Annotated in this window: 22 protein-coding genes and 4 pseudogenes; 11 read left to right on the forward strand and 15 right to left on the reverse strand. The window is 60.4% G+C overall.

Annotated features, from left to right (window positions below; all coding sequences use genetic code 11):
• Positions 1 to 113: 113 nt before the first annotated feature.
• Positions 114 to 1,103, reverse strand: coding sequence for a lauroyl-Kdo(2)-lipid IV(A) myristoyltransferase (gene lpxM / locus AXW79_RS14915; RefSeq protein WP_011898754.1), 990 nt, complete (start codon positions 1,101 to 1,103; stop codon positions 114 to 116).
• 274 nt (positions 1,104 to 1,377) lie between these two features.
• Positions 1,378 to 2,370 (reverse strand): TDT family transporter, encoded by a 993-nt coding sequence (locus AXW79_RS14920; protein WP_017412087.1) that lies wholly within the window; start codon positions 2,368 to 2,370, stop codon positions 1,378 to 1,380.
• 99 nt (positions 2,371 to 2,469) lie between these two features.
• Here AXW79_RS14920 and AXW79_RS14925 point away from each other — a divergent pair, with 99 nt between their 5' ends.
• Positions 2,470 to 3,399, forward strand: a complete 930-nt coding sequence (locus AXW79_RS14925; protein WP_005311213.1) for a LysR substrate-binding domain-containing protein — start codon at positions 2,470 to 2,472, stop codon at positions 3,397 to 3,399.
• 70 nt (positions 3,400 to 3,469) lie between these two features.
• Here the strand turns inward: AXW79_RS14925 and AXW79_RS14930 are convergent, their stop codons facing one another.
• From AXW79_RS14930 to AXW79_RS14940, 3 genes are all read right to left on the reverse strand, one after another.
• A complete protein-coding gene (locus AXW79_RS14930; protein WP_005311211.1) occupies positions 3,470 to 4,462 on the reverse strand; it encodes a Gfo/Idh/MocA family protein in 993 nt (330 codons plus the stop codon).
• A 27-nt stretch (positions 4,463 to 4,489) separates the two neighbouring features.
• Positions 4,490 to 5,335: a deoxyribonuclease IV gene (gene nfo / locus AXW79_RS14935; RefSeq protein ID WP_005311209.1), complete on the reverse strand. Its 846-nt coding sequence runs from the start codon at positions 5,333 to 5,335 to the stop codon at positions 4,490 to 4,492.
• Between the two features lie 154 nt (positions 5,336 to 5,489).
• Positions 5,490 to 6,422 carry a LysR family transcriptional regulator gene (locus AXW79_RS14940; RefSeq protein WP_005311207.1) on the reverse strand — a complete coding sequence of 311 codons (933 nt, stop codon included), beginning with the start codon at positions 6,420 to 6,422 and terminating at the stop codon, positions 5,490 to 5,492.
• A 130-nt stretch (positions 6,423 to 6,552) separates the two neighbouring features.
• Here AXW79_RS14940 and AXW79_RS14945 point away from each other — a divergent pair, with 130 nt between their 5' ends.
• Positions 6,553 to 7,284, forward strand: a complete 732-nt coding sequence (locus AXW79_RS14945) for an SDR family oxidoreductase (protein ID WP_005311205.1) — start codon at positions 6,553 to 6,555, stop codon at positions 7,282 to 7,284.
• An 88-nt stretch (positions 7,285 to 7,372) separates the two neighbouring features.
• Here AXW79_RS14945 and AXW79_RS14950 read toward each other — a convergent pair.
• Positions 7,373 to 8,020, reverse strand: a pseudogene (locus AXW79_RS14950) (glycoside hydrolase family 1 protein); the annotation flags it as partial.
• Between AXW79_RS14950 and AXW79_RS14955 the strand changes: the two are divergent.
• A pseudogene (locus tag AXW79_RS14955) lies at positions 8,015 to 8,929 on the forward strand (YfcC family protein); the annotation flags it as partial. The pseudogenes AXW79_RS14950 and AXW79_RS14955 overlap by 6 nt on opposite strands.
• A 99-nt stretch (positions 8,930 to 9,028) precedes the next feature.
• Here the strand turns inward: AXW79_RS14955 and AXW79_RS14960 are convergent.
• Positions 9,029 to 9,217, reverse strand: a complete 189-nt coding sequence (locus AXW79_RS14960; protein ID WP_011898756.1) for a hypothetical protein — start codon at positions 9,215 to 9,217, stop codon at positions 9,029 to 9,031.
• Positions 9,218 to 9,708: 491 nt separating this feature from the next.
• On the opposite strand from AXW79_RS14960, the gene AXW79_RS14965 reads away from it, so the two are divergent.
• Positions 9,709 to 10,251 (forward strand): glycine zipper 2TM domain-containing protein, encoded by a 543-nt coding sequence (locus AXW79_RS14965; RefSeq protein ID WP_005311197.1) that lies wholly within the window; start codon positions 9,709 to 9,711, stop codon positions 10,249 to 10,251.
• Between the two features lie 214 nt (positions 10,252 to 10,465).
• Here the strand turns inward: AXW79_RS14965 and AXW79_RS14970 are convergent, their stop codons facing one another.
• Complete coding sequence (locus AXW79_RS14970; protein WP_005311195.1) at positions 10,466 to 13,684, reverse strand: ExeM/NucH family extracellular endonuclease; 3,219 nt, start codon at positions 13,682 to 13,684, stop codon at positions 10,466 to 10,468.
• A 582-nt stretch (positions 13,685 to 14,266) separates the two neighbouring features.
• Here AXW79_RS14970 and AXW79_RS14975 point away from each other — a divergent pair.
• The 5 genes from AXW79_RS14975 (at position 14,267) to AXW79_RS14995 (ending at position 18,848) form a co-directional block, all read left to right on the forward strand.
• Positions 14,267 to 14,446, forward strand: coding sequence for a hypothetical protein (locus AXW79_RS14975; RefSeq protein WP_005311193.1), 180 nt, complete (start codon positions 14,267 to 14,269; stop codon positions 14,444 to 14,446).
• Between the two features lie 76 nt (positions 14,447 to 14,522).
• Positions 14,523 to 15,614, forward strand: a complete 1,092-nt coding sequence (locus AXW79_RS14980) for an ABC transporter substrate-binding protein (protein WP_227534431.1) — start codon at positions 14,523 to 14,525, stop codon at positions 15,612 to 15,614.
• 118 nt (positions 15,615 to 15,732) lie between these two features.
• Positions 15,733 to 16,785, forward strand: a complete 1,053-nt coding sequence (locus AXW79_RS14985; RefSeq protein WP_005311189.1) for a FecCD family ABC transporter permease — start codon at positions 15,733 to 15,735, stop codon at positions 16,783 to 16,785.
• On the forward strand, positions 16,778 to 17,545 hold the full coding sequence (locus AXW79_RS14990) for an ABC transporter ATP-binding protein (RefSeq protein ID WP_005311187.1): 768 nt from the start codon (positions 16,778 to 16,780) through the stop codon (positions 17,543 to 17,545). The genes AXW79_RS14985 and AXW79_RS14990 overlap by 8 nt, the downstream gene beginning before the upstream one ends.
• 73 nt (positions 17,546 to 17,618) lie before the next feature.
• Entirely contained in the window at positions 17,619 to 18,848 is a 1,230-nt protein-coding gene (locus AXW79_RS14995; protein ID WP_005311185.1) for an MFS transporter, read from the forward strand.
• A 41-nt stretch (positions 18,849 to 18,889) separates the two neighbouring features.
• Here AXW79_RS14995 and AXW79_RS15000 read toward each other — a convergent pair.
• From AXW79_RS15000 to AXW79_RS15020, 4 genes and pseudogenes are all read right to left on the reverse strand, one after another.
• Positions 18,890 to 19,775: pseudogene (locus tag AXW79_RS15000) on the reverse strand (AEC family transporter).
• Between the two features lie 12 nt (positions 19,776 to 19,787).
• Positions 19,788 to 20,345 carry a YaeQ family protein gene (locus AXW79_RS15005; RefSeq protein ID WP_005311179.1) on the reverse strand — a complete coding sequence of 186 codons (558 nt, stop codon included), beginning with the start codon at positions 20,343 to 20,345 and terminating at the stop codon, positions 19,788 to 19,790.
• A gap of 289 nt (positions 20,346 to 20,634) precedes the next feature.
• Positions 20,635 to 20,775: a TIGR02808 family protein gene (locus AXW79_RS15010; RefSeq protein WP_005301193.1), complete on the reverse strand. Its 141-nt coding sequence runs from the start codon at positions 20,773 to 20,775 to the stop codon at positions 20,635 to 20,637.
• Between the two features lie 613 nt (positions 20,776 to 21,388).
• Positions 21,389 to 22,387 carry a Wadjet anti-phage system protein JetD domain-containing protein gene (locus tag AXW79_RS15020; RefSeq protein WP_005311172.1) on the reverse strand — a complete coding sequence of 333 codons (999 nt, stop codon included), beginning with the start codon at positions 22,385 to 22,387 and terminating at the stop codon, positions 21,389 to 21,391.
• A gap of 267 nt (positions 22,388 to 22,654) precedes the next feature.
• Between AXW79_RS15020 and AXW79_RS15025 the strand changes: the two genes are divergently transcribed.
• A complete protein-coding gene (locus tag AXW79_RS15025; protein ID WP_011898760.1) occupies positions 22,655 to 23,962 on the forward strand; it encodes an esterase/lipase family protein in 1,308 nt (435 codons plus the stop codon).
• 61 nt (positions 23,963 to 24,023) lie between these two features.
• Here the strand turns inward: AXW79_RS15025 and AXW79_RS15030 are convergent, their stop codons facing one another.
• The gene (locus AXW79_RS15030; RefSeq protein ID WP_005311168.1) at positions 24,024 to 24,929 is read right to left on the reverse strand and encodes a PhzF family phenazine biosynthesis protein; all 906 of its coding nucleotides are present in this window, start codon (positions 24,927 to 24,929) and stop codon (positions 24,024 to 24,026) included.
• 276 nt (positions 24,930 to 25,205) lie between these two features.
• On the opposite strand from AXW79_RS15030, the gene AXW79_RS15035 reads away from it, so the two are divergent.
• Positions 25,206 to 25,409 carry a hypothetical protein gene (locus AXW79_RS15035; RefSeq protein WP_017413048.1) on the forward strand — a complete coding sequence of 68 codons (204 nt, stop codon included), beginning with the start codon at positions 25,206 to 25,208 and terminating at the stop codon, positions 25,407 to 25,409.
• A 78-nt stretch (positions 25,410 to 25,487) separates the two neighbouring features.
• Here AXW79_RS15035 and AXW79_RS15040 read toward each other — a convergent pair whose 3' ends face one another.
• Entirely contained in the window at positions 25,488 to 26,327 is an 840-nt protein-coding gene (locus AXW79_RS15040; RefSeq protein WP_011898762.1) for a hypothetical protein, read from the reverse strand.
• 53 nt (positions 26,328 to 26,380) lie between these two features.
• A pseudogene (gene def, locus AXW79_RS15045) lies at positions 26,381 to 26,761 on the reverse strand (peptide deformylase); the annotation flags it as partial.
• Between the last annotated feature and the right edge of the window lie 86 nt (positions 26,762 to 26,847).

The raw sequence follows: 26,847 nt of genomic DNA on the forward strand, positions 1-26,847 counted from the left end.
GTTATTTTAATTATCCTGACAATTTTTTCCACTTTGGGGTGCAGTGGTCTTACCAACACACAGACTCGTACCCAATAAAAATGGCCCCGCAGGGCCATGATCACGATGACAAGTCAGGCGCCGGGAGGAAGATCACCCCGGATCCGCTTGATCCCTTCTTCATAGAGGCCGTCCGACCCTTCCTGCTCTTCACGGGTATCGAAGATCTTGAGAAACCACATGTATTGGCCAGGATCGCGAGTCAGTTGCTGCTCAATCATGTTGTTCATGCGGCAAGTGTCCGCCATCAGATCGGCGCTGGGGTAATCAGCAAACGGCGCCTCTATCTCCAGACGGTAGCAGTACTTGGCCTCATCGTAGCAGGCCAGCATGGGCACTGCCTTGGCACCACTGACCTGCACCAACCGCGGCAGAGCCGGCAGGGTTGCCTTGGGATAGCCGAAGAAGGGCGCAAAGATGCTCGCCTCACGGCCATGATCCTGGTCCGGCAGATAGAAGAAACTGTGTCCACGCTTGACGGTTCTGATCACCGACTTGATGCCGGCACTGCGTTCATAGACACGGCAACCATTCTTGGCTCGTTCCCGATTAATGTGCCAGTCAAATACCGGATTGCGGGCACTCTTCATCATGGCGCACATGGGCACGCCACGCTGGGTGAAGTAGTAGCCGGCAGCATCGACCGGCCAGCTATGGGGCACCACCAGTATCATGGGGCGGCCGGCGGCCTGCTCCGCCTCGATATGCTCCCAGCCACTCACATTGATGCGCTTCATCAGGTAGGCGGGGCTGCGCACGGTAAATTCACCAAATCCAAGCAAGGTCTTGAGACCGATGCGGATGGAGGTCATCAGGATGGCATCACGCTCGGCCTGGCTCTTGTTGGCAAAGCAGATATCGAGGTTGGTTTTGGCGATGTAGATCTGTTTCTTGGAGACCTTGACTACCAACGGCGCCAGCCATTCTGCCAGCTTGTCACGCCAGCGGGGCGGCACGAAGGCGAGCACACAGAGCGCGCCGAGTGCCAACCAGCTTGGCCAGTAACGCGGTCGCAATAAACGGGTCTGAAAAGAGGAATCAAACACAGGATCTTGGGAAGACATGAATGAGGTCAAACGAAGAAAATGGGGTTGCATTGTATTCGTCCTGACAGGTAATACCAGTGAAATTCATCGTGAGCACCTCAGGGTGAGCGCTGGTTCAAAAAATGGATTTCCCCGCGGCAAAAAAAGTCTCCTTCAACACTTAACAGCAGACAAAAAAGCGCTCCACCCATGGTGGAGCGCTCTCACTATTTCTGGCCAGTGGAGCATGTCTGCACGCATGCCCTTCTCGTTGACTGACCCCTTACCCCGAGTCTCTCCAGGATAGTCGTGCCTAGCGGCGGGCGCCGTGTCGGGCGATGCCGTGATCCATGTTGATCTCCCTTAATGGCAGGAAAAACATCAGATAGCGCAAGGCCACATAGCCGACGATCAGGGTGGCGGCACCCAGTTCGAAGTGGGCCAGCAGATTGACCTGCTCCACATAGTGGGTTGCTTGTGGCCACTGCGCCAGCAGGTGGCTTACCTTGAACAGAGCGGTGGCACCTATCACCAGCGGGAAGGTGAAGGCGGCATACCCCGGTGAAAACGGCAGGCGCAACAACTTGATAAACGCCAGATAGATGATGCAGGTCATCAGGATGGCGATCCCCAGCAGCACGGCCACCAGCAACAAGGAAGGATCCTCGGTCACTGTCAGATAACCGGCGAGTGACAGACTGGCAGGGGCCGCCAGAATGGCGATGGTCGGCTTGGCGGCATCCGGTACTTCATGACTGAAGATGAGGCGATAGAGCATCAGCGGTAACATCAGGCCGTAGCAGAGCATGCCAAACCAGAGCAGGCCGTCGGCCAGCGCGGCAAACTGGCCACCCGGAAAGGCCACGTCAGCCACTATGATGCCCACCGGCGGCACAAACCAGCTCGGCACCATGTGATGGATCTCGAACTGCTTGACCCTGTGCCAGACAAACGTGGCCAGAAACAGCAGATGCAGCACAACGGCAAACAACCAGAGCCCCTCGCCCAGACCGGGGGCCAGCATGCCGACCGCCTTGGAGACCACCATGGTGGCCATGGCATAGGTGGGCACAACGCTGCCCACCACGGGGTGAGCCAGATCCTGCCACAGCAGGCGTGGATGAAGCAGAAACTTGAAGGTGAGGATCACCAGCAGCACGGCAGCAACGGCGGCGCCCAGCAGTTGCAGGCGACCATCGAACTGGCCGGCATTTTCCCAGCACCAACCGAGACTGGCGATCCCGAGTGCCAGGCCCGCCATGGGGGTGGGTGCCGCGGCTAGGGATTGACGAGTTCTTGCGATCATGGCTGAAACCTCTTGTGAGAGACGATGAGCATAGGATAAAACGCCGCTATCGTTTACGATATCTAAATGAATTGAATCAATTGTTCAGGTAAACCAAACATGAAACTGACCCTGCAACAACTCAAGGTCTTCGCCACCATAGCCCGCTACGGCAATCTGGGGCTGGCCGCCAACGAGCTCTGCCTGAGCAAGGGCGCCGTCTCCCAGTCATTGCAGGAACTGGAGCGCCAGCTCGCCACCCCCTTGTTCGATCGCATCCACCCCAGATTGCAGCTCAACAACGAGGGGCGCCTGCTGCAACCGGCCGCCGAAGAGTTGCTGACCCGGATGCAGGATATCGAAACCCTGTTCAGCCCCGATACCGAGCCGAGCGGCCAGCTGCGCCTGGGAGCGAGCCAGACCATAGGCAACTACCTGCTCCCCACCCTGCTGGCCAGCAGCAAACAGGAGCTGGGCCTGCCCCCCAGGGTCACCATTACCAACACCCACCAGCTGTGCCATTTGCTGGCCAACTTCGAGCTGGATCTGGCCTTGATAGAGGGGCAGAACCACCATGCTGATCTGGTGAGTGAACCCTGGCTCAATGACGAGATGCTGATCGTGGCTCATCCCGATCATCCCCTCGCCCGGCGCAGCCGCCTGTCGCTCAGCCAGCTGAGCGATGAAACCTGGGTGCTGCGCGAACCACAGTCAGGCAGCCGCGAGCAATTCGAGCAACAGATCCAGCCCGGGCTGCCTCGCTGGCAGGTAGGGCTGGAGCTCAACACCCTGGAGGCCGTGATGCTGGCGGTTGAAAAGGGGCTGGGGATCTCCTTCATCTCCCGCCTGGCGGTGTCGGATCGGTTGCAGGCCGGTCGTCTGGTGGCCTTCTCCCTTGCCCGGCGTTTTCCCCGCCAGCTCTCCCTCATCTGGCACCGGCAGAAATACCACTCCGCCACCTTGCGCCGCTTTCTGCAGTTTTGCCGCGCACAAGAGGGGGCCCTGCCTCAACCCCTGGCGGACATAACCACTCGGACAAAATCTCAATAAGATGATCGGACTCCCCCTTGCGCAGAGAAAAAAGAGAGGGCGCCCAGGCGCCCTCTCTGTCTATCCGTTATCAGGGTGCGGGTTGCAAACCGCGCTCGACCCACCCCAGCACTTGTCTGGTCAGGGCCTGCGGCACCCAGGGGGAATCCCTCAATCCCTGCCTGACACAGGCGGCGAAATGATCCGCCTCGTGCTGCATGCCACCGCCTGCTACCTGCGCCTCTATGTCTCCCGGCCAGGCGGGCAAGGGATCCCCCGTGACCCAGCGTACCTGCTGGGGGTTCCACCACTTGCCGACCAGTTGCAGGGCCCAGCCCTCGCCGCCCAGATACGCCGCCTTGTCGAGATCCTGGACGATGGAGGCATCCAAGTCGGCCGCGAGGGAGCCGGCAAAGCGGAAGCTGGCAGCCTCGTCCACCTCGCCCGTCTGGCGGGAAAGAGCAACCTGCGGCTCACCCGCAGCCAGCCCCAGCTGGTGACAGATGGCGGCGTAGAGCCAGAGCGGATAGACACCCACATCCCAGGCAGCGCCCCCGGCCAAGGCGGGATCAAACAGTTTGCCGGATCTCTCCTGCACCGAGCCGAAGGCCGCCTGCAGCCGATTGGGGGCAGGCAAGGCGCCGAGTCGCCGCAGCAATTCGCGCATGGCGGGGAAGCACATCACCTTCATTGCCTCCATCAGCAGCAGGCCTCGGGCCTGGGCGAGCTGTACCAGTGCATCCCAGTCTGCTACTTGAGTCACCGCCGGTTTTTCCACCAGCACATGCTTGCCCGCCAGCAACATCTGCTTGATCAGGTCGGCGTGCTCGGGGTGGATCACCGCCACATAGACGGCCTCCACCTCGGTGCTTGCCGCCAGCGCCTGGTAGCTGCCATAGGCAAGGGGCAATCCCTGCTCCTCGGCAAAGTCCCGGGCCCGCGTCTGATCACGGGCGGCGATCGCCACCACCTGCCCCAAGCTCGCGTGCTCATTCACGTCCTTGCAAAAGCGACGGGCAATGGCCCCCGCCCCGGCAATGCCCCAGCGCAGTGGCCGCGCGTGTGACTCTTCTTGCATCATCATTGCTCCTTATGCAGTGGCCGCGGTGCTTTACGCCTTTGCCAGACTGCGTAGCCAACTGATCTCGTCGCCCCAGATCGTCTCGTCTATGGTCTCCAGGACCAGCGGAATGCCATCGAAACGGTCGTCATTCATGATGTGGTGGAATACCGCCTCCCCCAGATTGCCTTCACGCAAGCTGTGATGGCGGTCGACCCGGCTGCCGAAGGTGCACTTGGCGCCGTTGATGTGCATCCCCTTGAGATACTGGAAGCCGACGATCCGATCGAAATCGGCAAACACCTGAGCGCAGGACTCAGGGGTACGCAAATCATAACCGGCGGCGAAGGCGTGGCAAGTATCGAAGCAGATACCGACCCGACTCTTGTCCTCCACCCCGTCGATGAGGGTGGCCAGGTGTTCGAACGACCAGCCGAGGTTGGTGCCCTGCCCAGCTGTGTTCTCAATCACGGCCGTCACCCCCTGGCTGCGCTCCAGCGCCCAGTTGATGGATTCGCTCACCAGTGTCAGGCTGGCCGCTTCCGGGATCTGCTTCAAATGGCTGCCGGGATGGAAGTTGAGGTAGCAAAGTCCCAGCTGCTCGCAGCGTTTTATCTCATCGAGAAACGCATCGCGAGACTTGGCCAGGCCGTCGGGATCGGGATGGCCCAGATTGATGAGGTAACTGTCGTGGGGCAGGATCTGCTCCGGGCGAAAACCGGCTTTCTCGCACGCCAGTTTGAAGGCTCTGATGCTGGCCTCGGACAGCGGCGCCGCCTGCCACTGGCGCTGGTTCTTGGTAAACAGGGCGAAGGCGTTGGCACCGATGGCCTGGGCGCGGGCTATGGTGTTCTCCACCCCGCCGGCGGCACTGACGTGGGCTCCGATATATTTCATGAGATCTCCTCTGCTCTGTGAGAGCGCCATTATGCCTATCTGCCCCGCCCGCGCCAAACCGGGATCTTCGATGATCACTTTCGATTACCACTATAGAGAGCCCGACCAGAGCATCTGACCACCGATGTCGTGCATGACAGAGGGAGGCACCCCGTCACTGGCCGCTCGACAATGCCGGGGCTGGTTCACTGGCGAGCGCCATATCCAGCAGGCCGCCCAACCAGTGAATGAAGGCCTGTACCCTGGGCGAGAGCTGACGACGATGGGCATAGAGGGCATGAATGGGCAAAGGAGGCGCCTGCCACTGGGGCAACACCATGACCAGTTCCCCACTGGCGAGCAGTGCCTCTACCCCGACTCGCGGCATCTGGATGATCCCGAGCCCCGCCAGCGCCGCGGCCAGATAGGTTTCGCTGTCGTTCACAGTGAGAGTCCCCGCCATCGCCAGCACGGCGCGGGAGCCATCGGCCTGCAAGTACTCGAACCCGGCTTCTTTATCCCCCGGTACGGCGCCATAGTGGACCAGTCGGTGCCCCGCCAGGTCGGCCAAGGTTTGTGGAATGCCATGGCGGGCCAGATAGGTGGCGCTGGCGCAGTTGATCTGGCGGTAGTGGCCCAGGGGGCGGGCGACCAGGCTCGAAGATTCCAGCGCCCCCACCCGTACTACACAGTCGAAGCCCTCACGCACCAGATCGACACGCCGATCCGTGCTGCTCAGCATCAGTTGCAAGTCGGGGTGGGTCGCCAGAAAGGCGGGCAGCGCCGGTATGACCAGATGACGCGCCATCCGGCTTGGCATGTCCACCCGCAGCTGGCCGCTGAGTTGCCCATGAGGCCGAAACAGCCCATTGAACTCCTCCATATCGGCCAGCAACGCCTGACAGCGGGCGTAGCAGAGCTGGCCATCCGTGGTCAGTTGCACCCGCCTGGTAGTGCGATGAAGCAAGCGGGCTCCCAGCTGCTCCTCCAGCCGTCGAATGGCCGCGGAGAGCGTCGCCTTGGGCATGCCCAACTGCTCGGCGCTGCGGGTGAAGCTTTCAAGCTCGGCCACCCGCATAAACATTCTCATCGCATCCAGTTGATCCATGGCGTCATTGTCACTTTAAACAGAACAGTGCATCTATTATTACCCTCTTTATCCATAATGTACGTACCAATAGAGTGGCACTACCGGCTCGTCTCGAGCCCGCACCCACCCCATTGACAGGAGTCGTACCATGACCCGTTCCATCGCCCTCATCACAGGCGCCAGCCGCGGCCTAGGCAAACACTCGGCCCTGGCCCTCGCCGCCAAAGGCGTCGATCTCATCATCACCTATCACAGCCAGGCCGAAGAGGCGGCTGCCGTGGTGGCGCAGGCCAATGCGCTCGATGTGGCCGACAGCGCCTCCTTTGCCGCCTTCGCGGCTGAGGTGCACCAATTGCTGCAGCGAGAGTGGCAACGGGAGCGGTTCGACTTTCTGGTCAACAATGCCGGCATCGGCATCCACACCAGCTTCGAGCAGACCACAGAGCAGCAGTTCGATACCCTCATGAACATTCACCTCAAGGGGACCTTCTTCCTGACCCAGCAGCTGTTGCCCCTGATCCGCGATGGCGGGCGCATCATCAACCTCTCGACCGGTCTCACCCGTTTCGCGCTGCCCGGTTATGCCGCCTACGCAGCCATGAAGGGGGGAATAGAGGTGTTGACCCGCTATCTGGCCAAGGAGCTGGGCCCGCGCGGGATCGCCGTCAACGTGGTGGCACCCGGTGCTATCGAGACTGATTTTGGCGGGGGTGTGGTGCGGGACAACCAGGCGGTCAACGACTTCATCGCCAGCCAGACCGCGCTCGGGCGAGTCGGCCAGCCCGACGACATAGGCGGCCTGATAGCGGCCCTGCTCTCGGATGACAATCGCTGGGTCAATGCCCAGCGCATCGAGGCCTCGGGGGGCATGTTCATCTAGCGCCCCCCATCACTGGATAGGAAAATGGCCATGCAAAAGGCCCTGCCGTGAGGCAGGGCCTTTTCGTATGACAAGGCCAGGGGATGCGTTAAAGCGCCTTGCCGCCCGAACTGATGACTGACTGATACCAGTAGAAGCTGTCTTTCTTGATGCGGCGCAAGGAGTTGACGTGCTGCTCATCCCTGTCGATATAGACGAAGCCGTAACGCTTCTGGTAGCCATTGAGCCAGCTCAAGATGTCGGTGAACGACCAGGCGCAGTAACCAATCAGCTCAACCCCGTCCTGCAGCGCCTGCTGACAGGCAATGATATGGCTCTTGAGGTAGGCGATGCGATAGGCATCGTGCACGCTGTCATCCGCCTCCAGCTGGTCAAACTCCCCCAGCCCGTTCTCGGTGATCATCAGCGGCAGCCCGTAGCGGGACGAGAGGCGGCGCAGGGCGATGCGCATCCCGGTCGGGTCTATGGCCCAGTCCCAGTTGCTGGTCTCAAGATGCGGATTGGGCGCCGTCTTGTAGAGGCCCGGAATGCCGCTCGAGGGGGTGGTGCCCTTCTGCCCCGTGGTATTGATGCGCTGCAAGGTCTGGCCGCCGAGGGGGTTGTCGGTATAGGTCAGGGTGTAGTAGTAGTTGACCCCGATGTAATCCGGTGTGCCTTCCCGCAGCAGCTCCAGATCCCCTGGCAGTATCTGTGGCGCCTCGCCGTTTTCCCGCAAGTAAGCCAGCGCCGCCTGGGGGCCATCTTCCTCGCCGCCTCCATGGGCACCACTTTCTCCACCATCAACCCCTTCTCTGTGGTGATCGCCTCCAACGCCGCCGGCATCCCCTTCACCGAGGGGCTGATCTTTCGTGCCGTCGGCTGTCTGGTGGGCACTCTGGTGGTCATTGGCTATCTCCACTGGTACTGCAAGAAGATCAAGGCCAACCCGGCCTTCTCCTACACCTATGAGGACAGAGACAGCTTCCGCGCCCGTTTTCTCAAAGAGGGCGCACTGGATGAAGGGGTCCCCTTCACCCTGCGCCGCAAGATCATTCTGACCCTGTTCATCCTCGCCTTTCCGCTCATGGTGTGGGGCGTCTCCATGGCCGGCTGGTGGTTCCCGCAGATGGCAGCCTCCTTCCTCGCCGTCGCCATCATCATCATGTTCATCTCGGGACTGAAGGAGAAGGAGGCGGTAGAGGCCTTCACTCAGGGCGCCTCCGAACTGGTGGCGGTGTCGCTGATTATCGGGCTGGCGCGCGGAGTCAATCTGGTGCTGGATCAGGGGATGATCTCGGACACCATACTGGCTTACGCCTCCGATCTGGTCTCCGGCATGCACGGCGCCGTGTTTGCGGTGGCCCAGATGCTGGTGTTCACCCTGCTGGGGCTGGTGGTGCCCTCTTCCTCCGGGCTGGCCGTGCTCTCCATGCCCATCATGGCGCCGCTGGCGGATACAGTGATGATCCCCCGCTATATCGTGGTGTCGGCCTACAACTGGGGGCAATACGCCATGCTGTTCCTGGCCCCAACCGGGCTGGTGCTGGTCACCTTGCAGATGCTCGGCATCCAGTTCAACCAGTGGGTCAGGTTCGTGCTGCCCATGGTGGGCTTCGTGCTGGGCTTTGGCGCCCTGATGCTGGTGGTGCAAGTGATGTTGATCTGAGGCGGACCTCACTGCCAGAGCGCGCCCGGCCCACAGTGCCGGGCGCGCTCTATGCGGCCTGGCTCCAGCGGCTCGGGGAAACGCCCTCTCACTCGTGCATCAGTGGCGCACCCTGCCCTGTTGGCGAAAACAGTAGAGCTTGAGGCTGATGTCGACTATGTCGGCGGGCAGCTCCTGCGCCACCTCAGAGAGGGGTTGATAAAGGGATGCCAGCAGCCGCTGTGCCTGCTGCTGGGTGATAATCCGGGCCTGTACGGCCGGTTGTATCCATCTTGGCAACATCGACATAAGTCCCCCTTGCCGACTGTCTCTTTCATTCGCTACGCGATGACGACGGTGTCACTTCATCACCGTCCTTTCACTCTCTTGCCAAAAGACCAAGCATAATGCTTGCCGTGATCTCTTATCGGCAATGGGAGCGCTTTATCACAGCGATTTATCAAGCAGTTGCCGCGCAAGTCGGTGCACGCGGACAAGCCGCTCAAGCCCGCGTCAGGGGACAGGCGCGGCAGTGGTTTGACGCAAAATGGATAAAAAGAGCCCATATGAATCGCAAAATGCGACGTATCCACCCGATCCAGAGCGACATGCCCACATCCCTGCCATACCTCCACGGCCCTTGTTGTCGCCAAAGCCCGACACCTTTTTGACGAGGGACTTTTCGGTGCAGTCAGAGGCTGTCGTGCCTGAGCGGTGCGTGCCTTGTTCATCCCCCGGGTTGTGCCAAGATCGCGGCAAGCAACAGCCGCATCAGGTGATGCATTTCAGGAGAACGAAAAATGAACAAATCCATGTTGGCAGGTGTCGGGATCGGTGTGGCCTCTGCGCTGGCATTGTCGGCCGCAGCCAGCGGATCCCTGTTTTCATCCAAGCCCCAGTTTGCCGAGGTACTGGCCAGCAATCCGGTGACCGAGACCATCAAGACACCCCGTCAGGAGTGCCGCAACGTCACTGTGACCCACCGCAAACCCGTGCAGGATGAGAACAAGATCCTGGGTACAGTGGTTGGCGCCGCGCTCGGGGGCGTGCTTGGCAACCAGTTTGGCGGTGGCAGTGGCAAGAAGGTAGCAACAGCCGCGGGGGCCGTGGCCGGTGGTTATGCAGGCAATCAGGTGCAGGGCAATATGCAGGCGGGTGATACCTACACCACCACGCAGCAGCGCTGCAAGACGGTGCAGGATAGCAGTACCCGTACGCTTGGCTACGACGTCACCTACCGCCTCGCCGGACAAGAGGGGGTCATCCGCATGGAGAAGGCCCCCGGCGCCACCATACCGGTCAAGGATGGCAAGCTGGTGATCGACAGCCAGAGTCAATCCTGACAAGCCCCGTCCTATGAGCACCCCAAGGCCCATCACACCGATGGGTCTTTTTGTTGCGCACGCCCCTACGCTGCTCACCAGCAAGGCATTGGACTCGCCAGCAGCCTGAATTCAGAGGGTGGCAACTGCCGGCAAGGATCGCCTTGCACACATTCTTGCCAGTCAAAAGGCCAGCAAAAAGGGGCCCGCAGGCCCCTTGCTCATCCTTTTTTAATCAACGGCGACCAAACGGCCACCAGGACGTGTCGTTGTCCTTGATATCGACCAGGGTCTCCTGCACTGCGCCCGGTTTGCCCCCCTGCAGCTGACGCAGACTCACCTTGAACTGCTCTGTGGGCTCGACAAACCAGTCATCCAGGATCAGCACCTTGATGGACTTGTTGCCCCCCTCACCGGCGGCCCAGCTCACCGACTGACTGAACCAGGGCAGGAAATCCAGCCCCCAGCGCGCCGTGACCCCCTCAAGGCCCAAGGTGGCACGGGCCGGCTTGCTCAAATCGCCGCTGCGCACCACTGGGATCTCGGCAAACCACTGCCCCTCGTTCACCGTCATACTCGCGCGAGCCAGCGCAATGGTGGACGGCGCCAGCTTGTCCTTGATGGTCACCAGAGTCTGGCTCTGCTCACCCAGCGCAGCGCCGCTCGCATCGAACAGCTCCAGAGTGAAGGTCTCATCCCCCTCGCGCAGGGTGTCGCTCTTCACCGGGATGCTGATGGTCTGGCTGTCACTCTGGCCGGCTGCCCAATTCAGGGTGCCGGTCAGTGGCGCCACATCATTGGCATCGGCGCTGCCAAAGGCGATGCGGTAGTTCACGCTGGCCTCGCCATGGCTGCCATCGCGGCGACTGACGGTGAGGCTCAGGGCGCTGCCCTCCTCCACACTGGCGGCTGCGCTATCCAGACTGATCACCCCGGCAGGCGGCAGCGGATACTGGATCGCCACCAGCACGGGATCGTGATCCGAGGCGCTGAAGGGGCCGTCCGATTTGGCCAGCTGACCCGTGTACTTGCTGCCGTACTCAAAGAAGTTGCTCTCGGCGGAGTTGATGTGCCAATCCTCGATGCCGATCACCTTGGCTGCCAGGCTGGGGTTGGCCAGGGCGTGATCCAGATTGCCAAGCTCACCTTCATAGCTGTAGGAGTAGGTGTCGGTGCCATGGAAGCGGGTATTGAGGTTCACAAAACCATACCCATTGCCAAGGGCGCTGCCGCTCTCCTCGAAAGGTTGGCCCGCCAGCGTGGTGAAGGAAGCGCTCATGATCTGGCGCGGCTGCGCGGCCGGATCATAGCTGGTCAGCACCCGGATGGGGTCCTCCATGCCATAGGCGTTCAGGTCGCCGATGATCAGCAGATCCCCGCTCAGCGCCTTGAGACTCTCCCCCAGCACCTTGGCGGCGGAGACCCGCAGGGCGTTGCAGTGGCCCTGGCCATCCAGCGGATCGGCGCTGGCGTAGTCGGGGTAATCCTCAAAGCAGGCGGAACCCTTGGACTTGAGGTGGTTGACCACCAGCGTCAGGGGCGCATCCCCCTTGGGAGAGCTGAATTGCTGCAACACAGATTCGCGCATGCCCTGATTGATGGCAACCGGCTTGCCGCTGGCGTCCAGGGCCTCGGCCTGCTGCACCGGCAGCACTATGAGGCTGGCGGCACCTTGCGGCGTCACGCTGGCGGGCCGGTAGATAAGCCCCACCGTAATGGCATCTGTGCCGATGGGCTGGCCATCGGGCGAGGCAATCAAGCGGTAGTGATCCGCTTCATCCGGCTGGGCGGCGTTGAGGGCCTCAACCAGATTGGCGATGGCGGAGTTGTCGCCGTAGCCGTTGTTCTCTATCTCCATCAGCCCCACCACATCGGCATTGAGGCGGGTGATGGCGCTCACGATCTTGGTGCGCTGCTTCTCGAACTCCGCCACTGTCAGGGCGCCACGGTTGCTGCCGGTAGGGTTGGCATCCCCGCCCACCACTGTGGTGAAGAAGTTGAGCACGTTGAAGCTGGCTACCCGCAGATCCCCCGCCTCGGCGAGTTCAGGGGTCTCTACCCTGTCCCAGCCGCTGTGGTCTATGTCGCTGCTGTCGATGCGGTTGCTCGCTACCAGCCTGAACAGGTTGTAGGAGTAACCCAGCGCCCCCTCCAGCCCGTTGAGTTTGTCGCCGATGCGCAGGTAGCCATCTTCGGCATTGAAGGCGGGATACCAGGGCAGCACCCCATCCGGCGTCTTGGCGTCCGTCTCTACCACCAGCTGATTTTGCTGGTTGCGCAGGGCCCACTGGCTCGCCTCCTCGCTCAGGGCTGCAAACTTCTGGGTCGACTTGATGAGGGGGGCGCCATAAGAGAGCACCAGGTTGTTGCGCTTGCCATCGTAATCGAAGCTGAAGTTGCGGGTCACCACCAGGCTGGACTCGGGTACCAGCCGCACCTGCATCCCCTCATGGCGCTCCAGCAGCTGGTTCAGGGTCTCGCCCGCCACCGGCACCAGATCCACCGCCGGCAGCAAGGCCACCATGGGCTGGGTCACCACCAGCTGGTCTGCATTGAGCTGGGTCTGGTTGAAGTACTCCTTCACCTTGCCAGAGACGCATACCTCGGCCCCCGGCACTATGGCGCTGTTGGCCTGGGTGCTGTAGACGAAGAGACCGTCCGAGCTGGCAGGGTCTCCATCACCTTGCGGGTCCTGGATGAAGAAGCCCTTGTAGAGGCCGCTTACTACCTGAGTGACCACACCACGGGTGGCATGGGCCTGCTCGGATTCAAACTTGCCGGCTGGCACCAGCGGGCTGCTGCTGCCGGTGCCCTGAATGGCGGGCACGGGTATCAGCTGATCAACCGGGCAGACGAAGACCGGGGGCAGAGTGCCATCGCAGGGGCCATCGCCACTGCAACCCAGGCCGCTGGCATCATCCTTGGCGGCAGCCACGTACTCCAGCGCCGGATTGAAGGGGCCCGCCGCATCAGTCCGGCCCGTGGTGACGGTGGCCTTGCGGCGCAGTGTCATGTCCAGGGTCGAGACGCTGCCGGACACCCAGGCCGTGCCCGGATCCCCCCCCACCTGGCCGAAGCTGTCCACTATCTCGCTGCCGCGATAGAGCACCAGAGCATCGTCACCGTTGAACACCAGGTTGCCACTGGTCTGGTTCGCCTTGGCCAGGATCTCGGCGTTGGCGGAAGGATTGGCCAGCACCAGGCTAGCGCCCGGGGCCAGGGTGCCTTGCAGCGCCAGGCTGTTGGTGGGGGCATCGGTAAGAGGTTTGCCGTTGGCATAGAGCGCCAGCCGGTATTGAGATAGATCGACGGGCGTTGCGCCCAGATTGCTCAGCTCCACCGCCTTGTTGTTACTGGATCCTTCCAGATATTCGCTGATCAGCAGTTGTGCCTGTACCTGTCCTGACAGCGCCAGCCCGACCGCGAGCGCCACCAGAGAGTGTCTTCCTGACATAGCCAATGTTCCTTTTCTTATTAGCAGATATGTTATTGGCGCCCCGCGTTATGCGGGCCGCAGCACCTTATTGCACGTATAAAAACAACGGATATAGGCCCCTGGCCAATATCGCGCCTACTCTGCCCGTTTGGCCGTACCGCCGCCGCGAGCTGGCTAACAATTACAGAAAAATGTTGTGAACTGGTGACGGGAAATAATGGGAGAAAAAGGATAATCGGATCATCTGACTGCCATCGCGCAAGGTGTGGCATTTGCTGCCGTCAATATCTCGTTGCGGCGCAGAACATGGCGACACAAGCTGACATAAGAAGAAAAAACAGCAGCTTGAAGACAGGGTGCCATCACGGCTTTCATACCAGCGCGCCAGAAATCACCCGGGAGCGAACAGGTAAATCTGGCAGGAAATAGCAACGACCATGACAAAAACACGGCTATGCAGAGGCTCATGACCGCATCTGACATATACGCGCCTTGTCGAGGCAAAATATCGATCTATTAATGACAAACAGATTTATACCCCCCCCCTCCTCGACCCACACCTATGCCCTCCTCTTTTGATTACAGCAAGGAAGATCCACCATGCTGCGTCCTTATCAACACTCGCCAAAACGGGAAAAGGGCTGGTTCGAACCAGCTGAAAATGGCTGGCGATATGATCTAACCAGAGAAGAAGAGAGCCTATTGAAACAGTATTTTATCCTGGCGGACACAGCCCTCATAAAAAGAGGACCGACCATGCAAAAGCTCATTGCTTTTTGAATTGTGAATGGCAATAGTTCTCACTTCTTTTTTAGGCCCTATCCCCCCGAGGTTTCACAAGATGTTTCGTCACCCCATGGCAAAGCTGCTTCTGCTTGGTCAGCTCACGCTCATGAGCTGGATGGTACAAGCAGCCGCCCCCGTTGAAGTGGAAGATGTGATGGGCCGCAAGGTCTCCCTGAGCCTGCCCGCGAGCCGCATCGTGCTCGGTTTCTATCCCGAGGATTACCTGGCCGTGGCCGGAGAAGGGGGTGCCGATCGCTTGGTGGGCATGTCCCGTGGCTGGTTCGTCAAGTCCCGTCCCGCCATCTGGTCCCTCTATGTCGCCAGCCTGCCGCAACTGACCCAGGTGCCCGACCTTGGCAACGTGCAGGATCAGAGTTTTTCCATCGAGAAGACCCTGGCCGTCAGGCCTGATGTGGTGATCCTGGCCCAGTGGCAATACGAGGCCCTGGCCCCGGATCTGCCGCGCCTCGAGCAGGCGGGCATCCCAGTGGTGGTGGTGGACTACAACGCCCAGACCCTTTCACGCCACATGGCGAGCACCCTGCTGCTTGGCAAGGTAACCGGTCAGGAGGCCCGCGCCCGCAAGATGGCCGACGAGTACAAGGCCAAGATTGAGACCATCACCTCCCGCATCGCCAAGGCGAAACGCCAGCCGCCCCGCGTCTACATCGAGCTCGGGGACAAAGGACCGGCCGAGTACAGCTACACCTATGGCAAGGACATGTGGGGCGCCATGGCCCTGCTGGCCGGGGGTGACAACGTCGCCGCCCCCTTCGTCGAACGCTGGGGCCCCATCCACCCGGAGCAACTGTTGGCGAGCAAGCCGGAGGTCATTCTGATGGCGGGCTACGAGAGCGTGAGCAGCGAGCAGGCCATGCAGGTCGGTCAGGATATTTCGGCCCAGACGGTGCGCCAGCGCCTGCAGGGATTTGCCGCCCGCCCGGGCTGGCGCGATCTGCCTGCGGTGCAGCAGGGTCGCCTCTATGCGGTCTATCACGGCGCCACCCGCAGCATCATGGACGCCGCCCTCATCGAGTTCATGGCCAAGGCGTTCTACCCCGACTTGTTCGAAGATCTCGACCCCCTGGCCACCTATCAGGGCTTCTACCACGCCTATCTGCCAATTCGCCCGCAGGGCACCTTTATGCTGGGTATCAAGTAATGGCAGGTTGAACCTGACGGGCCGGACTTTCCCGACCCGAGTCGGGAAGTCCCTCTTCGTCATCCCTCTTTAACCCTTGCGGGCGCTCCTTGAGAGCGCCCGCTTCAGGATGGTTACCATGAATGATTTGGCTGCCTTGCAGCAGACCCTCACCCGTCAGCGGCAACGAGAGCGCCGTCGCTGGCACTGGCTGGTGCTGCTCGCCCTGGTGCTGTGCATCACGCTGGTGCTCGACATCGCCACCGGCCCTTCCTTGCTGCCCCTTGGTGAGGTGGTCGATGCCCTGCTCTCTCCCGCCCAGGCGGACTCCATGACCCTCACCATCGTCTTTGATATGCGCCTGCCCATCGCCCTGATGGCCCTGGTGGTCGGCGCCTCGCTCGGGCTTGGCGGCGTCCAGATGCAGACCCTGCTGGACAACCCCCTGGCGAGCCCCTACACGTTAGGACTCGCGGCTGCGGCCGGGCTTGGCGCTGCACTGGCGCTCTATACCGGCGGTCTCGGGCTCCCTCCCTTGATTGCCATTCCGGCCGGGGCCTTCATTCTGTGCATGTTTGCCGCCAGCCTCTTGTTTGGCCTCGCCATGATGCGCAACATCAGCAGCCAGACCCTGATCCTGGCGGGTATAGCCCTGCTGTTCCTGTTCCAGTCCCTGCTCTCCCTGCTGCAGTTTCTCTCCTCCCCCGAGCTCAACCAGCAGATCATGTTCTGGCTGTTTGGCAGCCTGATGCGCACCACCTGGGATGCCCTGATCATCACGGCCGCCGTCACCCTGATCTGCACCCTGCTCATCTACCGGGATGCCTGGGCCCTCACCAGCCTGCGCCTCGGGGAGGCCAGGGCACGGAGCCTGGGGGTCAACGTGGACAGGTTACGCATGAAGACCCTGATCCTCGTCGCCCTGCTCACCGCCACTGCCACCAGCTTTGTCGGCGTCATCGGCTTCGTCGGCCTGGTGGCCCCCCACATAGCCCGCATGCTGGTGGGGGAAGATCAGCGCTTCCTGATCCCGCTGTCGGCCCTGTGCGGCGCCTGCATGCTGTCGGCAGCCTCGGTGCTCTCCAAATCCATCGTACCCGGCACCCTCTTTCCCATCGGCATCGTCACCGCCCTGATTGGCGTGCCCTTCTTCATCTGGCTGATCCTCGGCAGGGGGCGTAAACGTGCTTGAAATATCCCGACTCTCCCTCTCCCTTGGGCAGCAAGCCCTGCTACGGGATCTGAGCCTGACTCTGCACCCGGGGCAGGTCCATGTGATCATCGGTCCGAACGGGACCGGCAAGACTTCCCTGATGCGCGCTCTCTTTGGGGAACTGACCCCGGCCGCCGGCGAGATACGCCTGGCCGGACAATCCTCCCGCCAGATGCCCCAGGCCAAATGGCGCCAGCAATTTGGTTACATGCCCCAGAACATCCAGCTGGAGCTGGACTTGAGCGTCATCGAGGTGGTGGTACTGGGGCGCCTCGACAGCCTCTCCATGCGCCTGGCGGACGAAGACATACTGGCGGCCGGCCGCGCCCTGCAGGCCCTTGGCATCGCCCATCTGGCGGATCGCCCCCTTTACTCCTTAAGCGGCGGCCAGCGGCAGATGGTGCTGTTTGCCCAGGTACTGCTGCGGGATCCCCGCATCATGATGCTGGACGAGCCGGTCAGCGCCCTCGACCTTCACCACCAGATGCAACTGATGGAGCACCTGTGCCAGCAGACCCGGGAGCAGCAGTGGATCACCCTGGTGGTGCTGCACGATCTCAACCTGGCGGCCCAGTTTGCCGATCAGCTGATCGTGCTGGCAGATGGCGACTTGCAAGCCTTCGGCCCACCGGCCCGGGTGCTTGATGCGGCCTTGATTGAGCGGCTCTATCAGGTGCCGGTGCAGATAAGCCACGATCAGAGCGGCATCCCCTTTCTTCGTACCCTGCGCAGATCATGATGACGAGACTTCCCATGACAGCGCCTGCGGCGCGCTTGCAACTGCACGTAACCGGCGCCCGGGTGCACACAAGATGAGCCGCGCCTCCTACTGGCGGGGCTGGCAGGGCATGAGCCCGGCCGCCCGCCTGCTCATCATCAATGGACTGGCGTTCAATCTCGGCTTCTACATGATGATGCCCTTCCTCGCCCAGCACATGGGCAGCGGGCTTGGCCTCGCTGGCTGGGCCTGTGGTCTGGTCATGGGGATGCGGGTATTCAGCCAGCAGGGTCTGTTTCTGCTGGGAGGCACTCTGGGGGATCGCATCGGCTATCACACTGCCATCGTCTGGGGTTGCCTGGTGCGATCATTAGGCTTCGTGCTGCTGGGCTGGGCCGAGTCCCTGCCCATACTGCTGCTGGCGGCCGCCCTCACCGGCTTTGCCGGGGCCCTCTTCACCCCTTGCGCCCAGGCCTATCTGGCCAGCGAATGCAGCACCCCGAGCCAGCGCCAGCGCGCCTTCGCCCTGCACAATCTCGCCAGCCAGGCGGGCATGCTGCTCGGCCCCCTGGTCGGCCTGACCTTGACCCAGCAGAGCTATGCCCTGACCGGGCTCTTGGCGGCGAGCCTGTTCGCCCTGCTGGGGGTGTTGCAGTATCGGGTGCTGCCCAAGCGCCCGGTGGCCAACCAGACCCCGCACGGCGCCATTCTGAGCCAATGGCGGGACATCCTGCGCCAGCGCCCCTTTATGCGGTTCACTCTGCTGGCGGGCAGCTATCAGATCCTGTTCCATCAGCTCTATCTCGCCCTGCCCGCCCATATCCAGAGCCTGCCGGACGCCACCTATCTGCTCGGCGGCGTCTTCACCCTCTCGGCGGTGATCGGCATCCTGCTCCAGCTGCCGGCATCTCGCTTGGTGGAGCGCCACCTGGGGGTGCCCCTGGCCATGGGGCTGGGTATCGGACTGATGGGGCTGAGCTATCTGGCCCTGCCGCTGCTCTCCCCCTGGCCGACGGTGGGGGTATTGGCGCAGGTGGCCCTGCTTTCCTTGGGCTCCATTCTCTGCTTCCCGCTCTTTGCCGCCCAGTTGCCCCGCTACGCGCTCCCTGACCAGCTCGCCAGCTACTACGGCTTCTATGCAAGTGCGGGTGGCTGCATGGCGCTCTTTGGCAACCTGCTGATCGGTTTTATGCTGGGGGATGCGGGGACCCGTCCCGCCACCGCTATCTGGTTCCTGCTGGCATTGACGGGGGGACTGGCAGGATTCGGACTCTATTCTCAGTTGCGATCCGGCAAGCATGGCAGCTCGCCTCTGCCCGAATGACAGAGGTGGTAGATCCTGCGGGCCATGTTAACGACAGGTGTTCAACTGTTCAGATGCAGCGCCAGCCAGACTGCCAGAGGGATCACCACTACAGAGAGTGCATTGCCGCCAAGCACTATGCTGGCCACTTTTTCAGGCTGGCACTGGTATTGCTCACAGAGCATGTAATTCAATACCGCCGGGGGCAGCGCAACCGACAGTATCAGCAAGGGTAACCACTCCGCCTGTAGCGGCAACAACCAGACCACCAGCCCGAATGACAAGCCACCAGCCAGCAGGTAAAGCAGGTTGCATTTGAGTGCCAGGCCAAGGTGGCCCAGCTCCCCCTCCATCAGCCGAACACCTAAGGCAAACAGCATCAGCGGCACCGAGATCTGGCCTAGCAGAGTCGCGCTGGTCACCAGGTATTCCGGCAACGGTATCTGCAAGTTGGCCACCAGCAAACCGGCGAAGGCCGCCCACAGCACAGGGCTGCGCAGCCAGAGCCAGCGGGAAGTATTGGCCGAGAGGATAAACATGCCCACCGAGAAGTGGAGCAGGTTGGAGAGCACGAACAATATGATGATGGCAGCCGAGCTGCTGCTCACCAAAGGCCAGCACCATCAAGGGGATACCGAGGTTGCCTGTGTTTCGAAACATGGCGGGCAGGATCAGTGCCGGCCTGCTGATCTCCTTTAACCTGAGCAGGGAGAGCAAGAGTCCGGGCAACAGGATCACCAGTACCCCCGCCGCGATCAGTGGCAGATGGGCCATCAATGCCAGCGGATATTTGACCAGCGCCGAAAACACCAGCGCCGGTGTGAACAACTCTATATTGGCCCGATTGACGTAGCCCAGTGCCCCGCCCGGTCGCAACCGACCATAGAGGGCTCCGAGCCCCACCACGGCAAACACCGGTATGACAATATTGAGCAGCGCACTGAACATGGGCGGGTCCGTTTACAATTCGCGGGCGGGTGGCCCCATCAGCAGTATGGGGTCCAGCGTCACTTCCAGCTCGCCATTGCTGACCCAGAGCTGACCGTCGGAGATGGTGCAGGTGAGGTGCATGGTGCGCGCCACCATGGCGGTGAGCGGCAGTGTCTGGGTGTCGGAAAGCTCGATCACTGTGAGGTTGTCGTGCTGGCTGAGCTTGCCCTGATTCTGCTTCCACCAGACGCTGGTGCCACGGCCCCCATAGAGATAGAGCACAACGTGACGGGAGCGGTTGCATGCTTTTTTCAGGCGACGCTCGTCCGGCTGCCCCAGCTCAATCCAGAGTTCGATTTCGTCGGAATAGTTCTTGCGCCACAGCTCGGGCTCGTCATCGGCAGAGAGACCCTTGGTGAACTCCAGTCGCTCGGCGGCGTGCCAGGCGAAGGCCGCCAGCCGGATCATCATGCGCTCATCGGTCTCGGAAGGGTGACGGGCCAGTGTCAGGGAGACGTCCTGATACTGGTGGCGGTCCATGTCGGACAGGCTGAGTTGAGCCTTGAATACGGTTGCCTTGAGAGCCATAGAAAATCTTGGATACCTTGAAGTGGTCAATCCGGACCGGATCAATCCAGAGTGGAAAAACTGCGCGCCAGTGTAATCAAAATCCGCGCCAGGTTCGACCACCTTGGCCATGCATTTGGCCGATATTCCGCGGTTCACTGCTGAAAAAGCGTTAAAAAACAGCAACCGGCCCATGGCATTCGTACAACCGTGCCAGATGGCGGGCTGAGCCGTCTTGCAAAGGGAAACCCTTGAAAAACAAATGCCAGTCCGAAGACTGGCATTTGGCGGTATGAACGAAAGAAGCGGATCACTTCTCGGCGGACTTGACCCCGAAGGCATTGAGCAGCAAGCAGCAGGTCACTGCCACTGCCACAAACCCGCTCAGGAAGATAAAGGGCATGGCCCCGTATCCCAATACAGTCCAGATGGTTTGTTCAAGCAGACTCATTGTGTGTCCTTCATCCAGTGAAATGGGTGTCCCTTTCGTGACGGAGTTATCTCCCCGTTCCTGATAATGCTATTTGAACCCAACGGTTGCCTGAGTCCTATGCCACCAAAGTAATAAATAGGGGGCAAGTTTGCGCTGGATCAATTATTTAGCCCTTGGCCAAGGCAAATATGGTCACAATTCCATCCATTGTCAGCGTGCGCCCCCATACCAGAGCAGGGAAAGTGTGAAAAAGGGCACTGGCAGCAGGCATTTGGATCAAAAATCGGCCCTCCTCGACAGCAATACACTGGCAGGCAAGTGCCGCTTGCGCCAAATCAATCGCCGACATTTGTGCTTTTCTTCGCCAATAGCTTGGCCCGGACGGCAACCTTGTGGCACTCTGGGATGTCAATGGACAGACTCACAGACACCTCGGGTGTCACCACTGCAAAAGGAGCAACAAAGATGGCCAAAGCCAGCAAGAAAGATATCAAGAAGAAAATCGCCGCTCGCCTCGAGAAAATTGCCAAGCACGAAGGCAAGATCAAGAAGCTGAAAAAAGCCCTGAAATAAGGGTCGGCATGATAAAAAAACCGCCTGATTGTTATCTGGCGGTTTTTTTATTTCCGCGTCATAGCTGTGCCGCACCCGATGGCCATGCCTGCCAGCAGGGGGACGTCACCAATACCTCTTGCTCCAGCCACAAGTGGCTTTCAATCAGATGCATAAATACCGCGGCCAGCACCTGGCCCGGCTGAGCCATCGCAAGACTGCCTCGCCGGGGTGTCTTTCCCCTGCTGCCCTTTTGGCCTTCCAGCCGACGCGTCAGAGGGCGAGCATAGTGGTGGACGTACTCCATCAGATTGCAAGGCAACCAGAGTGCCAGGGGACGGTTGACTGCATTGGCCAGTTCGGCGGCAATATCCAGGCCCCGCTGATCCAGATCGCCAAAGTGAGCCCAGGGAATGGTCGAAGGCAGCAACGGGAGCAGTTGCCTCGCCAAAGACGTGTTACGGCCAGGCACATAGATGAGTAACTCCCCGGCTTGCAGCGGGTAATCCACGAAAGCCCCCTTGTTCTCTACTGTCACTATCTGCCGCCCTTGCCACGCTATGCCCTGCAGCCTGGACAAACAGCGCTCCGGCAAGGCCAGCTCCCCCAGAAGTGACATCAGCGGCGTCATATCCTGCGGTTGGCCATGCAGATCGATGAGTGACAGCGGGGTCAGAGTGCGCATGCGGATCACCTCGTCCTGCGTCAACAAAATCTCGATGGGAACCTGGTCGGGAACAGTGTCACTGCGCGGGTGTTTGCTATCCCCGTGCCAGAGGGCATGAAAACTGGCCTGATTGAGGGGGGATGGCAGCGTCAACCCGAGTGCCCGCACGCTGTCACGCTTGTCCGGCTGTTGTGGCGCCACTTGCGCCAGTTGCCTGGTGAGATAGTCAATCCCCGGGTCAGTCAGAATATAGCGAGCGCTGCGCCCGAGCGGCTTGACGCCGCCGACCGCCTGCAACAGGGTCAGCAACTCTCGGCCATGCTTGCTATCGAACGAACACCCCCTCTCGTTTTGCTTGTCCAGCAAGCGGGCACAAAGATCCCGTACCCGGCCCTCATCAAACAGCGACATCACGGCTCCTCGTTGCGGCGTCATATGAGTAATTAAAGGCAATTTCACAGTCCATTACCGTGATCGGTCTCGCGCATGAGCAATGGTCATAAGCAATGGTAATGGCGCTGTATCGCACACCTGCTTGGGGCCGCACGACCAGAGGCGACTACAGCGTGACTGGCAAACCCGAGGCAAACACGGCAAGCTGGATGTGTCTGTGTTGGCCAGACGCGTGCCTCTGTGGGGATGCATGCCTTGCTGACACCCTATTCCCGAGGGCACCCCATGAACCAGTCGACAGAAAAGCAGCCGGTTTCATCCTGGCATGTGTCGGACATCCGCGAGCTGGCCAGATTGCTCACACAAGCCCTGCCCGCCGCCATACAGATCACGGAGGCTGTCTACCAGGCGGTATTGAGTGGCATGGGCATAAAGGGCAAGGGTGAGGGGAAAACCCGAGGCATCACAGGTTTTGTCTACCGGGGGATCCACAGGGCGGCCGATCAGCTCGGCAGTGGCATCAATGCCGTGCTCGCCCGCGTGCCGGGGCCGCTCGCTCAGGAAGCCATCTCCGAAACCCCCAAACGCGCCGCCCTGCTCGCCACCCTCAACGGCGTGATGGGAGACAAGCTGGTCGCCAGCCACAATGCCCTCGCCACCCCCATGACACTGCGCTATCAAGGTGCGCCCCTGAACTGGCACGCCATGCCCCCTGAACTTGCTGGTCAAAGCCGGGTGCTGCTGATGGTGCATGGCCTCTGCATGAATGATCTGCAGTGGCAAACCCAAACCAAGGGGAAGGACAAAGAGCAGATGCTCAACCATGGGGAGATACTGGCCAGCACCCTGGGTTATATGCCCGTCTATCTGCGCTACAACTCAGGGCTGCCGATTTCGCAAAACGGGCGGGAACTGGCGAGCCAGCTGGCGCAGCTGGTGACTCACTGGCCCGGCCACATCAGCGAGATAAGCGTGCTGGCCTACAGCATGGGCGGGCTGGTGATCCGCAGCGCCTGTCACTATGCCAGTCAGAGCGAGGCGAGCTGGCCAAACGTCCTGAGAAATCTGGTGTTTCTGGGGACCCCCCATCATGGGGCCCCCCTGGAACACGCAGGTCACTGGCTGGAACAACTGCTGCCTGCCACCGCCTACACCGAGCCGTTTGTCAGACTGGCACGGCTGCGCAGTGCGGGTATCAAGGATCTGCGCCACGGCACCCTGCTCGACGACCAAGACCCTACCCGCGATACAGCGTCAACGGATCCGCGCCCGTCTTTGCCCCTGCCGGCAGGCGTCGCCTGCTTTGCAATAGCCGCCACGACGGCAGCCAAACGCAATCTGTTGGCAGATAGATTGATTGGCGATGGTCTGGTCCCCCTGCGCAGTGCCCTTGGGCAGCACAAGGAAGCCCGCCACCAGCTGGCATTTGCGCCATCCCACTGCTGGATTGCCTATCGCACCAGCCATATGGCCCTGCTCGGCAGCCCCCAGGTGACCCATCAACTGCTGCACTGGCTCACGCCTCTTCACCAACAAGCAGAGGATGGCTGCCCGTCAGAGGAAAATGCACAAGCTGTTCCCCTTGCTCAATAAGCTGACATCCGCCCCCATAATGAAAAATCCGCCAACTGGCGGATGTTTCATTGCATGTCGGTCACATCAAGCGGGCACGGCCGAAGACCCTGATTGAGCTGCCGGGTTCGGCCGGGATCTCGGCGTGCAGGTGTGACGCCATGCCCATATCCTCTCCCTGAAAGAGATCTATGATGCCGCCATGGGGCCAATGGATATCACGCAGATAACCGGCAAAGGCAGCCGTCGCCGCGCCGGTGGCTGGATCTTCATAGACGCCGCCATAAGCAAAGGGATTACGGGTGTGAAACAGCTGCTCACGGGCGGCATGGGCCAACAGTATGGTCACCAGTCCTTCCCTTCGCATCAAGGTGCGCCCCTGCTCCAGCTCATACTCCATGGCCGCAAGGGCGGCTCGGCTGTTCAGGGCCAGCACCAGATGATCGGCGCCGCCATGAATGAGCGCGGGTGGAATACGGGGATCCAGATCCGCGGGCGTGTAACCGAAGAGATCCAATGCGGCGGCCACCAGTTCGGCCGGGGCCGGTTTGCTGTGAGTCGGCGGCGATTGCAGGGCGGCCTGCCAGTGCCCTTCCCCATCCAGCCAGCCCGATACCTTGATCACCGCCTGATTGAGGTGCAATCCATACTCCCCTTCCCCAAAGCGCTGCGCCAATGCCACGCCGAGGGCTATGGTGGCATGGCCACAGAATGGCACCTCGGCCTCGGGGGAAAAGTACCGTACCCGCCATTCCCGCAGCTCGGCGGTTTGCTCAACTGCCTGTACGCCTTGGGGCAAGCGCGTTGACATGGGCGCGGCGAAAGCGGTTTCCGAAAATCCCACTTCGGCGGCAATATGCTGCATCTCGTGTGCGCCGGGCAAGCTGGCGCCAATCCAGACACCGGCAGGGTTGCCCCCTTGCAGCCCATCAGAAAAGGCGGCGATACGCACCAACTCGGGCTCCAACGGGGAGGCTAGCTCCTTCATGATCACTCCTTGTTCTCATGCTGCTTGTTTACATAGTGACGACGTCATACTGGTTGCTTTCATGCTGAAAAGGTCAGCACACATGCTTGACCATTTACGCAGCCCCAAGACAGAGCCTCTTGCAAACCTGAGCCACGACCCCATTCGCAAGAGAAACACGCCAAGCTTACCCGTTAAATTAAATGGCGGACAGGTGTCGCTTGGGCGCCGCGGATCCGGGTGCTGGCAACTAGCCTTGAGATGCGTGTCTGTATAGGTCGTGCCGTGGAGAACCCTATGTATTCTTACACCCTCACCTTCAAGGAGGAGGTCGACAAGTTGACGGCCCCCGAGCAGGAGATCCACCTGCAGAGCCCTGCCCAGGCGGGGGATTTTATTATCCTCTCCGATGGCAGCCGCCATCAGGTGATGTTTGTCACCCACCGCGCCCACTTTAGCAGCCTCTATCTCGATAAAGGAGTGAGGGTGCCGCAAGGCTAGCAGCCCACCTGCCAATCCAAGAAAGCAAAAGAGCGGCTCGTGGCCGCTATCTAAGCACTCGGGGAATGTGGATTGGCGTCACAACACCTTGATCACCGGCTGGCTCATTATCTCGACGTCGTTTTTATAGACCACCAGCACACCGGTTGGCACACCCCGCTCACCCAACACAGTCACTACGCACTCGTAGCGGAATGGGCCGCTCTTGAATTGGTAGGTGTGGTTACCCCCTGTCCCTTCAACCCTGACGGTGCCATTTTTCAGTACCAGATCCGGGTTGTCACCGAGCGCCTTGCCCTTGGCCCAGGAGGCGTAGCGATAGTGGCCATCGCCCATATCGTCGATGCGAATGGTGAATTTTTCGGTCTGCCACATCAGCTCGGGACTCTGATAATCCCGCAGGCCGGGATAAAGATCGCTCTTCTGGCTGGCGATCAGTTCTGCTTTCAGCTTGGCGGCCTGAGCCGTCAGATGATTGATACCAACCACCTTGCCATCGAAATCCATCCAGACTTCGCCACTGCCGAACATGATGCCGCGCCAACCCATGGTCTGCCAATCCTGCCCGACTTGGGATATGGCGATACGCTTTAGAATGGCGTCATCAAACACCTCGTCGAAACGGGTAAGCATCTCCGACGGGTTCTTGATTGCGGACATGGGGTACTCCCGCTTGAAGGGATATTTCATCTGGTTGGCAAGCGACTGATGATCCTTGGCTTCGGCCGCATCGATAAAACGCTGCACAAAGGAGTGATACTCGGCAGGCAACGGATCTTCGTCAGCTGATGCAGAGAATGTTGCCCATAAAAGCCCCAGCAACAGAGTGGCCAACACCCCATTGCGCCGGCCAGTTCGGTTAAATGGCACTGTGTGTATGGAGAGGGTATTCGTGGCATTACAGTGTGTCAGTTTCATTCCTCACCCTCACCCAACAAATAAACCATCAAGACATCCCCATCAGAGATGGACTAGCTTGCAGACTTGATAGATTTTTTCACTTTCTTCAGTGCCATCTGCTGCTTGAGTGGTGAAAGATAATCAATGAACAGATTGCCATCAAGATGATCAATTTCATGTTGCATCACAATTGCCAAAAACTCACTGCTCTCCATAGTGAGTTGATTTCCATGTCGATCCAATGCGGATACAACTACCGAGGAATATCGCTCAACATCAGCATAATAATCCGGGATGGACAAACATCCCTCCTGCCCGAATGCCTTGTCAGTACCACTTATCACTTCCGGATTGATCAATATCAGCGGCTGATCTCTGCTCTCTGACAAGTCGATAATAACAATTGCCTCTTTACGGCCAACTTGAGTCGCCGCCAACCCGATACCTGAATCGCCCCCAGTTCCCTAGCCACCTCACAGCCTTAAAATGAGGCAACTATGGGAGGTGTTATGACCCGTCCGCGTTATCCAGAACCATT

The organism is Aeromonas salmonicida subsp. salmonicida (assembly GCF_001643305.1).
Lineage (GTDB): Bacteria > Pseudomonadota > Gammaproteobacteria > Enterobacterales > Aeromonadaceae > Aeromonas > Aeromonas salmonicida.